The 12946-nt window shown below is 40.6% G+C and carries 7 protein-coding genes and 1 tRNA gene; 2 read left to right on the top strand and 6 right to left on the bottom strand.

Annotation, left to right across the window (positions count from 1 at the left end):
• Positions 1 to 12: 12 nt before the first annotated feature.
• Complete coding sequence (gene rpsL, locus FC64_RS01350) at positions 13 to 429, bottom strand: 30S ribosomal protein S12 (protein WP_057906204.1); 417 nt, start codon at positions 427 to 429, stop codon at positions 13 to 15.
• A 208-nt stretch (positions 430 to 637) separates the two neighbouring features.
• Between rpsL and FC64_RS01345 the strand changes: the two genes are divergently transcribed.
• On the top strand, positions 638 to 1342 hold the full coding sequence (locus FC64_RS01345; RefSeq protein ID WP_057906203.1) for a prepilin peptidase: 705 nt from the start codon (positions 638 to 640) through the stop codon (positions 1340 to 1342).
• 60 nt (positions 1343 to 1402) lie between these two features.
• Here FC64_RS01345 and rpoC read toward each other — a convergent pair whose 3' ends face one another.
• Positions 1403 to 5071: a DNA-directed RNA polymerase subunit beta' gene (rpoC, locus tag FC64_RS01340; protein WP_057906202.1), complete on the bottom strand. Its 3669-nt coding sequence runs from the start codon at positions 5069 to 5071 to the stop codon at positions 1403 to 1405.
• 50 nt (positions 5072 to 5121) lie between these two features.
• A complete protein-coding gene (gene rpoB, locus FC64_RS01335; RefSeq protein WP_202987232.1) occupies positions 5122 to 8730 on the bottom strand; it encodes a DNA-directed RNA polymerase subunit beta in 3609 nt (1202 codons plus the stop codon).
• 297 nt (positions 8731 to 9027) lie between these two features.
• Between rpoB and FC64_RS01330 the strand changes: the two genes are divergently transcribed.
• The gene (locus FC64_RS01330; protein ID WP_057906200.1) at positions 9028 to 9690 is read left to right on the top strand and encodes a TMEM175 family protein; all 663 of its coding nucleotides are present in this window, start codon (positions 9028 to 9030) and stop codon (positions 9688 to 9690) included.
• Positions 9691 to 9712: 22 nt separating this feature from the next.
• On the opposite strand, the gene FC64_RS01325 is transcribed toward FC64_RS01330, so the two are convergent.
• The 3 genes from FC64_RS01325 to FC64_RS01315 form a co-directional block, all read right to left on the bottom strand.
• The gene (locus FC64_RS01325; RefSeq protein ID WP_057906199.1) at positions 9713 to 12151 is read right to left on the bottom strand and encodes an ATP-dependent Clp protease ATP-binding subunit; all 2439 of its coding nucleotides are present in this window, start codon (positions 12149 to 12151) and stop codon (positions 9713 to 9715) included.
• 15 nt (positions 12152 to 12166) lie between these two features.
• Positions 12167 to 12634 carry a CtsR family transcriptional regulator gene (locus FC64_RS01320; protein ID WP_057906198.1) on the bottom strand — a complete coding sequence of 156 codons (468 nt, stop codon included), beginning with the start codon at positions 12632 to 12634 and terminating at the stop codon, positions 12167 to 12169.
• A 123-nt stretch (positions 12635 to 12757) separates the two neighbouring features.
• Positions 12758 to 12831: transfer RNA gene (locus tag FC64_RS01315), tRNA-Pro, on the bottom strand.
• Between the last annotated feature and the right edge of the window lie 115 nt (positions 12832 to 12946).

The following is a 12946-nucleotide window of genomic DNA, read 5'->3' as shown; positions in this document are numbered from 1 at the left end:
AATAAGTATTGATTATTTCTTCTTAGGCTTCTTTGCACCATATTTTGAACGGCTTTGCATCCGGCCTTCAACACCAGCTGTATCCAAAGCGCCACGGATAACATGGTAACGAACACCAGGCAAGTCTTTTACACGGCCACCACGAATCAAAACAACGCTGTGTTCTTGCAAGTTGTGACCAATACCTGGAATGTAAGCTGTAACTTCGATCAAGTTTGACAAACGTACACGAGCGTACTTCCGCAAAGCTGAGTTAGGCTTCTTTGGTGTCATCGTACCAACACGAGTTGCAACCCCACGCTTTTGTGGAGCTGGATTGTTTGTTTGAACTTTTTTGTAACTGTTGTACCCAAAGTTTAAAGCTGGGGAATTAGATTTTGAACCTTTAGACTTACGACCTTTACGAACTAATTGGTTAATTGTAGGCATCTAAAGCTTCCTCCTTCCTTAATTGTCATTTTTCTAGTACACACACCCAGGAGTTTCTTTTTTAATTATAAAAAAACTCGGCGTGAGATATTACTGTGCTAAACAGTTCTCATAAAGCACCTTTTTTAATTTATCACAGAGCATTTTTGATGTCAATTCAATTTCAAAAATAATTTTAAATTTCGTAATTATATTTAGGAGGAATTATATGTTAATTATTGCTTTTATTTTAGGAGCCGCATGCGTTTCGTTCGCAATGTGCCAGGCAATTCGTTTCGTCGATCAAACATTGACTGCTCAGCAATCTATTTGTGATCATTGTCATCAGCATCTTAAATGGTGGCAATTGATTCCGATTTTTGGATACTTATTCCAGGCTGGAAAATGTATTAATTGTCATTTTCCAATTTCAATTGCGTATCCGATTGGTGAATTTCTCGGCGGGATATTTTTTGTTCATCTATTTTTATTCTTTTCAGTGTGGCCTGCAATTCAATTTTGTCTCTTGTTAACTTGGCTTTTAATTTTAGCATTGGAAGACTTTTTCACCAAAACTGTCTCTCTTAAGTTTTTACTTGGCGGCGGTAGTGGTGTGCTCTTAATTTTTATTGATCGAATTTTCAAGATTCATCTAATTCAAATCGAATTGTGGATCATCATCTGTGGAAGCCTCGCAATTTTATCACTTAACAATTACTTTGGATGGGCTGACACCTGTTTAATAGGTTTATTTAGTATTTTATTTACACCCGTTACCCTTGCAATAATCATCTTAATCGCTTCTTGCGGAGCTTTCTTTGCGTTAAAATTTTCAAATCAAACCATCCTGCCTTTTATTCCCTGGCTTTTGATTGGTGTGATAATAATTTTAAGTCTCAATCCGTTGTTTCCTTTACAATTCAGTCCGTTTTAATTATTTCAGCAAAATAAAAAAATGGTAATCTCTAACGAGATTACCATTTTTAAATATTCATTATTTTTGGTTTGGCAATTCAGTACTTTCTTCAACCCCGATTTGCTTGGCAACATCTGAAATTGAATAAACATTGTCAGTTGCAAGTCCTGTTTCTTCTGGCTGAATATCATGATACTTCTTCATTCCAGTACCAGCAGGAATTGTCTTTCCAATAATAACATTTTCTTTCAAACCAACTAATGGATCATTTTTCCCACGAATTGCCGCATCAGTCAATACCCGCGTTGTTTCTTGGAATGATGCTGCAGATAAGAAACTATTCGTTTCCAAAGCAGCCTTTGTAATTCCAAGAAGAACTGGACGGGATGTTGCAGGAATTCCACCCTTTACAAGGGTTTCAACATTACGATCCATGAACTCACTTGTATCCATTAATGTTCCTGGAAGCATTGATGTGTCACCAGGATCCATGATGCGAACTTTTTGAAGCATTTGTCGAGTCATGATTTCAACGTGCTTATCTGAAATATCTACCCCTTGCATCCGGTAAACCTTTTGGATTTCATGTAAGATGTAGTTTTCTGTTGATAAGACATCGCGAACCTTGATCAATTCCTTCGGATCGATTGAACCAACTGTCAATGGATCACCACGGTGGACTGAGTCGCCTTCCTTAACCTTCAATACTGAAGTGAATGGCAAGTCATATGTCCGAGTATCAGTTTCACCCGCAACCGTAACAACCTTTGTTCTTTCAGCTGGGTTTTCTTCAACCGTATCAACAACCCCAGTAACTTCACTGATGATTGCACGTCCTTTAGGATTTCGTGCCTCAAATAATTCTTGAACACGAGGAAGCCCTTGAGTAATATCACCGTCGCCGGCAACCCCACCTTGGTGGAAGTTCCGCATTGTTAATTGCGTACCTGGTTCACCGATTGATTGAGCAGCAACCGTTCCGACTGCTTCCCCAACTTCAACCTCATCGCCAGTTGCCAAGTTCCGGCCGTAGCAACGAACACATACCCCGTGACGCGTGTTACATGTAAATGCTGAGCGGATTGTTACCTTTTCAACACCTGCATCAACGACCTTTTGAGCCATTTCTTCGTCAACTAATGTGTTTGCTGGAACAATTACTTCACCAGTTTCCGGATTCTTAACCGTCTTCATTGTGTACCGGCCTAAGATCCGGTCATACAATGGTTCGATCATTTCGTTACCTTCTTTGATAGCGTAAACGTCTAATCCACGGTCTGTTCCACAGTCTTCTTCACGAACAATGACATCTTGAGCAACATCAACTAAACGCCGGGTCAAGTATCCTGAGTTCGCAGTCTTCAAAGCCGTATCAGTCATTCCTTTACGAGCACCGTGTGAAGAAATGAACATCTCCAAAACAGAAAGTCCTTCACGGAAGTTTGAAACAACTGGCAATTCCATGGTCTTTCCATTAGGAGCAGCCATCAAACCACGCATTCCTGATAACTGAGTAAAGTTAGAAATGTTACCACGCGCACCTGAGTCACTCATCATTTGGATTGGGTTAGAAGGATCCATGTTTTCAACCAACTTCATTTGGATGTCATCTTTGGCCTTATTCCAAATTGCAATGACCCGGTTATAACGTTCGTCTTCAGTAATCAACCCACGCCGGAATTGTTTCTTAACAACTTCAACGTTCTTCCGTGCTTCGGCAATAATTTCTGGTTTTTCCTTCAAAACAGTAACGTCAGCAATCCCAACCGTTAATCCTGACTTCGTTGATTCGAAGTAGCCAAGATCCTTCATTCGGTCAAGTAATTCTGAGGCTGCTGTTACTTTGTATTCCTTGTAAACTTGGGCAATGATATCTGATAAGAAGCCTGACTTAAACGGTCCGATCAAATCTTGTTTCTTCAAGAATTCATGAATATCTTCGCCTGGTTCCAAGAAATATTTGTCTGGAATATGACCTTGCAAGTTTTCTTGCGTTGGTTCATTCAAGTATACAAAGTCATCTGGCAAGATTTCGTTAAAGATTGCCTTTCCAACAGTTGTTACTAAAATTCGTTCCTTTTGCCACTCAGTAAATGGCTTACCTTTTGCAGCTAGTGATGATGTTTGTAAACCAATCCGTGTATGCAAGTGAACATAGTTGTTTTGGTATGCTGTCCGAGCTTCGTTAACGTCCTTAAAGATCATTCCTTCGCCTTCACGATCTTTTTCTTCAAGGGTAATGTAGTAGTTCCCAATAGTCATATCCTGTGATGGTGAGATGATCGGCTTTCCATCCTTTGGTGCCAAAATATGGTGAGCAGCAAGCATCAGCAACCGTGCTTCAGCTTGAGCTTCATCAGATAATGGAACGTGGATCGCCATCTGATCCCCATCAAAGTCAGCATTATAAGCTTCACAAGCTAATGGGTGCAACCGCATTGCTTTTCCGTCAACCAAAACTGGTTCAAAGGCTTGAATTCCTAAACGGTGAAGTGTAGGGGCCCGGTTAAGCAATACTGGGTGACCCTTGATAACATCATCTAAAACATCCCAAATATCTTCATCGCGGCGGTCAATCTTCCGCTTAGCATTCTTGATATTTGATGCCATATCACGTTTAACAAGTTCACGCATCATAAATGGTTTGAACAATTCCAAAGCCATTTCATGCGGAATTCCCATTTGAGTCAACTTCAATTTTGGCCCAACATCAATAACTGAACGACCAGAATAGTCAACACGTTTTCCAAGTAAGTTTTGACGGAATCGTCCTTGCTTACCCTTTAACATGTGTGAAAGTGACTTCAACGGACGGTTCCCTGGTCCAGTTACTGGACGACCCCGCCGACCGTTATCAATCAAGGCGTCAACAGCTTCTTGCAACATCCGCTTTTCGTTTTGAACGATAATTCCAGGAGCATTTAAGTCCAATAACCGTTTTAACCGGTTATTCCGGTTAATAACCCGGCGGTACAAATCGTTCAAATCAGATGTAGCAAACCGGCCACCTTCAAGTTGAACCATCGGCCGTAAATCAGGTGGGATAACTGGGATTGCATCCATAACCATCCATTCAGGTTCATTACCTGAGTCAAGGAATGCTTCCAAAATATCCAACCGCCGAACAGCGCGGGTCCGCTTTTGACCTGTTGCATCACGCAATTCTTCCTTTAATTCATCGCATTCTCTTTGAAGGTCAACATCCCGCAATAAAGTCCGGATAGCTTCAGCACCCATTCCGGCCTTAAATGCGTCTTTTCCGTATTCGTCTACCTTTTCACGGTATTCCGCTTCGGTCAAAAGTTGCTTCTTTTCAAGTGGGGTTTCACCTGGGTCAGTAACAACATATGATGCAAAGTAGATGATTTCTTCCAAAGCGCGAGGACTCATGTCTAAGACTAAGCCCATCCGACTTGGAATTCCTTTGAAGTACCAAATGTGAGTTACAGGAGCAGCTAATTCAATGTGCCCCATCCGTTCACGCCGAACCTTTGCTTGAGTAACTTCAACGCCACAACGGTCACAAACTACGCCTTTGTAACGAATCCGTTTGTACTTTCCGCAGGCACATTCCCAGTCTTTTGTAGGTCCGAAAATCCGTTCATCAAAAAGACCGTCTTTTTCAGGCTTCAATGTACGATAGTTGATGGTTTCCGGCTTCTTAACTTCACCATATGACCAGCTCCGAATCTTGTCTGATGAAGCTAATCCAATTTGCATACTATCGAATTTATTGACATCGATCAAAGGACCGACCTCCCTTTCATTTTTTTCTTTCAGTTTTTGTTAACAAATAATTACTTATTATCGTCTTTCCGTTCGTCAGGATTCCGATCTTCTTCCTGCTTCATTACGTCTTGAGCTTGTTTGTTTTCTTCTTTTTCTTTAAGCTTTGCAACTGCATCAACATTAATTACGCTGTCGTCATCGTCGTCAATATCGCGCAATTCAATTTCGTTCTTATCAGCATCAAGAACCTTCATATCAAGACCTAAAGCTTGAAGTTCTTTAACAAGAACACGGAATGATTCTGGAACACCTGGTTGTGGAATCGGTTCACCCTTAACGATTGCTTCATATGTCTTAACACGGCCAACAACGTCGTCCGACTTGTATGTTAAGATTTCTTGCAATGTGTAAGCAGCACCATAAGCTTCCAAGGCCCAAACTTCCATTTCACCGAAACGCTGGCCCCCAAATTGAGCTTTCCCACCAAGTGGTTGTTGAGTAACTAATGAGTAAGGCCCGATTGAACGTGAGTGAATCTTATCATCAACCATGTGTGCCAGTTTCATGTAATACATAACCCCAACAGCAATTCGGTTGTCGAATGGTTCACCTGTCCGACCATCATAAAGGATACTCTTTCCATCGCCTGGCAAACCAGCTTCCTTAAAGGCATCCCAAATATCTTCATCACGTGCACCATCGAAAACAGGCGTTGCAACGTGAATTCCTAATTTCCGTGCAGCCATTCCTAAGTGCAAATCAAGAACTTGTCCGATGTTCATCCGTGACGGCACACCCATTGGTGACAACATGATGTCAATTGGAGTTCCATCAGGCATAAATGGCATATCTTCTTCTGGGATAACAACTGAAACCGTCCCTTTGTTACCGTGACGACCAGCCATCTTATCACCAACTTGTAACTTCCGCTTTTGAGCAATGAATACCCGAACCATTTGGTTAACTCCAGGTGCTAATTCATCGCCGGCTTCACGGGTGTATACCTTAACTTCACGAACAATTCCGCCACCGCCATGAGGAACCCGAAGTGAGGTATCCCGGACTTCACGTGCTTTTTCACCAAAGATTGCATGCAATAACCGTTCTTCAGCTGATAATTCAGTAACTCCCTTTGGGGTTACCTTACCAACTAAAATATCACCGTCATGAACTTCAGCACCGACCCGAACGATTCCGAATTCATCCAAGTCTTTCAAAGCATCTTCACCGACGTTTGGAATTTCACGCGTGATTTCTTCCGGTCCAAGTTTCGTATCCCGGGCTTCTGATTCGTGAGCTTCAATGTGAATTGAAGTATAAACATCTTCCTTAACCAACCGTTCATTGATGGCAATCGCATCTTCGAAGTTATAGCCATCCCATGTCATGAAGGCAATCAATGGATTTTGACCCAAGGCTAATTCACCTTGTTCCATTGCAGGACCGTCAGCCAATACTTCATCCGCCTTAACATGTTCGCCAACGCGGACGATTGGTGTTTGGTTGTAGTTCTTCCCACTGTTTGAACGGTGGAACTTCATCAACTTGTAAGTATCAAGCGTTCCATCTTCACGCCGAACACGAACTTCACAAGCATCAACGTATTCAACAACCCCATCATGTTCGCAAATCAAAGCGTCACCTGAGTCGTGAGCAGCTTTGTATTCAATTCCGGTTCCAACTAATGGAGCATGTGGTTGAATCAACGGGACAGCTTGCCGTTGCATGTTGGCCCCCATCAAGGCACGGTTTGAATCATCGTTTTCCAAGAATGGGATACATGCTGTCGCAACCGCAACTACTTGCTTAGGTGAAACATCCATGTAGTCAACCTTGTCGATTGAAACTTCAATGTTGTCATCTTTGTGACGTGCCATAACAACGTCATCAACAAATGAACCATCATCATTCAACGGTGAGTTAGCTTGAGCAACAACATAGTTATCTTCTTCATCGGCAGCTAAGTAATCGATTTTATCTGTAACCTTGTGTGTTTCCCATGAAACGCGCCGGTACGGTGTTTCGATAAAGCCATACTTGTTAACCCGAGCATATGATGAAAGGTTGTTGATCAACCCAATGTTTGGACCTTCAGGCGTTTCAATTGGGCACATCCGGCCATAGTGAGTATAGTGAACGTCACGAACTTCATATCCGGCACGGTCACGTGTCAAGCCACCAGGTCCTAAGGCTGATAACCGCCGCTTGTGTTCCAAACTACCTAATGGGTTTGTTTGGTCCATAAATTGTGAAAGTTGTGAACTACCAAAGAATTCCTTGATTGAAGCAACAACTGGTCGAATGTTGATCAATTGTTGTGGGGTAACGGTTGATGTATCTTGGATTGACATCCGTTCACGCACAACCCGTTCCATCCGCGCAAGTCCGATTCGGAATTGATTTTGAAGTAATTCACCAACTGAACGAATCCGCCGGTTACCCAAGTGATCAATATCATCAGTTGAACCAAAACCTTCTTGTAAGTTAAAGAAGTAGTTCATTGAAGCGATAATATCTGCTGGAGTAATGTGCTTGTACTTCAAGTCGATGTTGCCATTGCCGATCATGTTAATAACTTTTTCAGGGTCATTAGCTGAGTAGACCTTGATTACTTGAAGGGTCATTGGATCTTGAACGACCCCTTCTTCTGAAGGTTGGTATGTAACCGTCTTAAAGTCTTCCCGATCTAAGTATGGAGCAAGCTTGTCCATAACCTTCTTATCAATTACGTCACCTTTATTAACAATGATTTCGCCTGTATCAGGATCAGCCAATGTTTCAGCAACCGTTGTATTCAGCAAACGAGTCTTCAAGCTTAACTTCTTGTTAATCTTGTAGCGACCGACAGGTGCCAAATCATAACGTTTGGGATCAAAGAAACGTGCTGTCAACAAGCTTCTTGAAGAATCAGCCGTCTTTGGTTCACCTGGACGTAGCCGTTCGTAAATATCCTTTAATGATTCTTCAACCCGTGAATCTTCAGTGTTCTTATGAACATCTTTTTCAAGGGTTAACATTAATGAATCAGTTTCACCCATCATGTCGATGATTTCTGAATCTGATCCGTATCCCAATGCCCGAATTAATTCAGTCATTGGAATCTTCCGTGTCCGGTCGATCCGGACATATGCAACATTCTTTGAGTCAGTTTCATATTCTAACCATGCACCTCGGTTAGGAATAACCGTTGTTCCATAAATGTTGCGACCGTTCTTATCTAATTCTGAAGAGTAGTATACCCCTGGTGAACGGACAAGTTGTGAAACAATAACCCGTTCTGCCCCGTTAATAATGAAGGTTCCTTGCTTTGTCATTAATGGGAAGTCGCCAAAGAAGACGTCTTGGGATTTAATTTCACCAGTTTCATGATTGGTTAACCGTAAAGTAACGTGTAATGGTGCAGAATAGTTTGCATCATGTTCACGTGCTTCATCAACGGTATACTTTGGTTCTAATAATTGGTAATCGACAAATTCCAAAGATAATGTACCGGCAAAGTCATCGATCGGCATAATATCTTCAAACATTTCCCGAAGGCCTTCATCTAAGAACCAGTTGTAGGAATCTGTTTGGATCTCGATCAAATTTGGTAAATCAAGCACTTCTTTGATTCGAGAATAACTTCTGCGTACACGATGCTTACCGTATTTTACTAAGTGTCCTGCCAAGTTGTTCACCTCTCCAAAAATTTTGTAAATCGCGAATATTACAATTTGTTTACAATTCCAAAAATAATGCTTTTTTTCGGCTTTTTTGGCAAAAAAAAACCAAAAACAGATTCGTTGAAATTTTCAAACTACACTATTTTTGTTTCACCTACCAGTGTGGACAATAGATCACACTGGACTTTCGATCTACAATTATACTTTAACATTATACTAATGTTTCATCTATCAGTCAACCTTCATTTCTTTAAAAATCAGTCATTTGCGTTATATAATAGATAACACTAACTAAGTTTGGGAGAAAACAATATGAAAAAAAAGCAAATCAATCAAAATAAAATCCATTCATACGTTGGACTACTCGAAGAACAAACTCATGAAAAAATGATGGAGCACCTTAAAGCTTTTAATGACGGTGTCATTGCCATCATCATTACAATTCTGGCATTAGAAATCCCTGTACCGCATTCGCAAACCGCTTATCCTGCATTTATTAAATCGATTTCCATCTTCCTGATCAGTTTCTTTGTAATTGGAAATTTTTGGTACCATCTAACTTTATTACTCAGTAATATCAAACAGGCACCTAAAAGGGTCATCATCGTTGATCTAATGTACCTTGCAGATCTAACTTTATTGCCAGTTTTGACCTCATGGATCATCGAAAAGCCCAGCGTTTTAGCTGTTGTAAATTACGGAATCGTTTATTTAATTGCACAACTTGTACGAATGTGGCTCCGTCATATTATTTTTTCAATTCATATTTCATCTACACTACCTGCTGAACGAGCAACAATCATCGAAGAACACACCAGCCGCCAAATGCGGCTGCGAACGATTCTATTGTTTATTTTAAATGGCAGTCTAATTGCACTAGCAATGCTTAATCCTAAATTAACGATTTACGCCTACTTAGCTTTGCCTATCTTAGACTTCTTTCTTCCAAGTCATAACCCAACAATTAAAAAATAAAGCGATGATATAAATCATCGCTTTATTTTTTTACTTTCAATGTAATTTTTCCTTTTTGCGATCCAATTATTACCTTTGAAGCTGAATTCAGTTCGCCTGAAAGTAATGCTTCACTCAACCGATCTTCCACTTCAGTTTGAAGTGCTCGCCGTAATGGTCGTGCCCCGTATTCAGGATTATACCCCTTCTTTGCAATCGTATCGATCGCAGCTGGGGTAATTTTTAAGTTGACACCTTGAACAGCAACCCGCTTAATTACCTTTTGCGCCATCAGTTTTACAATTTGGTGCAATTCATCCTTCGAAAGTGAATGGAAGACTAAGACATCATCAATTCGATTTAAAAATTCTGGACGGAATGTCCGCTTCAACCGCTGATGAATCTTTTGCGACATTGCACGGTACTCATTTTCTGGAGTAGCTGCTCCAAAGCCAACTTCTTTTTCATCGCGCAGATCCGTTGCTCCTAAGTTCGACGTCATAATGATAATCGTATTGCGAAAATCAATTTTCCGTCCTTTCGAGTCCGTCAAAAAACCATCATCTAAAACTTGCAAAAGCAAATTGAAAATATCCGGATGAGCTTTTTCAACTTCATCAAGTAAAACAACTGAATACGGATTTTCCCGTACCTTATCGGTCAACTGACCTCCTTCATCATGCCCAACATATCCCGGAGGAGCACCAACTAACCGACTTGATGCAAACTTCTCCATGTATTCGCTCATATCGATTCGAATCATTGAATCTTCTGAACCAAATACTGAAGCCGCAAGGGCCTTTGCTAATTCAGTCTTTCCAACTCCCGTCGGTCCTAAGAACATAAACGATCCAATTGGTCGATGCGGATCTGCCAATCCACTACGTGACCGGCGAATTGCCTTCGCAATTGAACTGATTGCTTCATTTTGACCGATTACCCGTTGATGCAATGTTTTTTCAAGATTCAATAAGCGTTCACTTTCAGTCTTTGAAATCTGCGTGACTGGAACGTTTGTCCATTCAGAAATAATCGTTGCGACATCTTCAGAGGTAACCTTAACTTTTTGACGATCTTCATCGTTTGCTTGTTCTTCATATTGCTTAAGTTGCTTTTGATTGTGTTCATATTCCTTTTGGGCTGACACTAAATCATCCATATGACGGGTCGTTAAATCAAAATCAATTTTTCGTTTTAACTTCTTTTGCTGAAGTCGCAACTGGCCAATTTGGCTTTCATTATTTTGATTATCCCGCAGATGAGCCCGCACCGCAGCTTCATCAAGAACATCAATTGCTTTATCTGGTAAGAAACGATCTGGAATGTAACGTTTGCTTAAGTTGATTGCTGCCTGAATAACTTCATCTGAAATCAACACATGGTGAAACTCTTCATATTCGACCCGTAAATTTGAAATAATTTCAAACGCTTCATTTTTTGAAGGTTCTTCAACTTTAACCGTTGCAAACCGACGTTCTAACGCGGCATCCTTTTCAATATATTTATGGTATTCGTCAAGGGTCGTCGCCCCTAATAATTGAATTTCGCCCCGTGCAAGAGCCGGTTTCATAATATTCGAAGCGTCAATTGCTCCTTCAGCACCTCCAGCTCCAACCATTGTATGCATTTCATCGACAAATAAAATAATATCGCCAGCATCTTTGATTTCGCGAAGAATCTTTTTTACACGATCTTCAAATTCCCCTCGGTATTTAGTCCCTGCAACTAAGGTTCCCATATCGAGCGAAACAATTCTTTTATCAGCTAATTCGTTTGGAACTTCACCATCAGCAATTCGTTGGGCGAGCCCTTCTGCAATTGCCGTTTTCCCAACTCCCGGTTCTCCTAATAAGACCGGATTGTTTTTGGACCGCCGCATTAAAATTTCAATTACCCGATTAATTTCCTTTTCCCGTCCTGAAATCGGATCAATTTCCTCATTTCGAGCCATTTTAGTAAGGTCACGTCCAAGCTCCTCGATCAATGATTTTTTCTTCCGCGGATTTTCCGCTTCTTTGCGAATCCTACTTAATTCTGATGGAGCAAATCCTAATTGGAGCAACGTTGTCCGTTTTACATTTGCAACGTCAATATCCAAGTTTTTCAAAATCCGAACGGCAAGGGAATCCGGAGCTGCAAGAAGCGCTAATAATAAATGCTCGGTTCCAATTTTGTCAGATTTTAGTAACCCTGCAATTCTTTTTGCCAGTTTAAAAGTTGCCTTTAATCCTGGAGTATAACCGCCTTTAGTTTCGATGTTCCCACCATTCTCATGGTTACCAATGCGTTCCATTTCATTTAAGATCTCATTAGACAATAAACCTTCTGAAGATAAAACAACGGCTGCAATACTTGGAGTTGAATTTGCTAATCCCCAAAGAAGATCGGCTGTTCCTAATTGCCGTTTTTGATCACCAATGCTCAATGAGTTGATGTATTTCAATGCTCGTTGCGATGCTGCGGTAAAATCGTAGTTTTCCATTTATATCAGCTCCTCCTATTCTTTACACCTTAATCGATTTAATATACTGATCAAAATCCGTGCCCGAACCTGATCTTCAACTTTTTTATCTGCAAACGAAAGTGTATTACTATCGATTGCAGCCAAAATTAAATTTGCTTCTTTTTTAGTCAAAACTTTATCTTCATATAAACTTTGAATGATTTGAAGGCCTTTACGGGCATTAATGTGATCGCCAATGTAATCAATCAAATCGTCAATTACATTTACATTATTGATCAAATTAACTTTAGCGATTCGAATATAACCGCCCCCACCTCGTTTACTCTCAACAAGGTATCCATTTTGGATATTAAATCGGGTTTTAATCACATAATTAATCTGTGAGGGAACAACATCAAATTGTTCTGCAATTTCAGATCGTTTAATTTCAATCTGCTTTGAATCTGCAAGGATTTCTTTTAAGTAGCTTTCAATAATATCTGAAATATTTCGATTTTGCATTGAATCGCCTCCATTATTTGACTAACATTGACTTTTATTATACTTGATGACAATAGTAAATTGCAAAAATACTTAACATAACAAAAAAGGATGGACCTTGAAAGGACCATCCTCTTTACATTATCGGGAAAACAGGATTTGAACCTGCGACCCCTACGTCCCGAACGTAGTGCTCTACCAAACTGAGCTACTTCCCGGTACTATTATCTTTGTTTTGATAGTAAAAAAGTCATCACCGATCAGCGATGACTTCTACTATCGGGAAAACAGGATTCGAACCTGCGACCCCTTGGTCCCAAACCAAGTGCTCTA

This window comes from Ligilactobacillus araffinosus DSM 20653, assembly GCF_001435375.1.
Lineage (GTDB): Bacteria > Bacillota > Bacilli > Lactobacillales > Lactobacillaceae > Ligilactobacillus > Ligilactobacillus araffinosus.
The sequence above is the reverse complement of the archived record's forward strand: the minus strand, read 5'-3'. Positions and strand labels throughout refer to the sequence as shown.

Excerpts from the sequence above, each read along its gene's own strand:
- rpsL (WP_057906204.1), bottom strand. The coding sequence starts at position 429 with ATGCCTACAATTAACCAATTAGTTCGTAAAGGTCGTAAGTCTAAAGGT.
- FC64_RS01345 (WP_057906203.1), top strand. The coding sequence starts at position 638 with ATGTTAATTATTGCTTTTATTTTAGGAGCCGCATGCGTTTCGTTCGCA.
- FC64_RS01330 (WP_057906200.1), top strand. The coding sequence starts at position 9,028 with ATGAAAAAAAAGCAAATCAATCAAAATAAAATCCATTCATACGTTGGA.
- FC64_RS01325 (WP_057906199.1), bottom strand. The coding sequence starts at position 12,151 with ATGGAAAACTACGATTTTACCGCAGCATCGCAACGAGCATTGAAATAC.
- FC64_RS01320 (WP_057906198.1), bottom strand. The coding sequence starts at position 12,634 with ATGCAAAATCGAAATATTTCAGATATTATTGAAAGCTACTTAAAAGAA.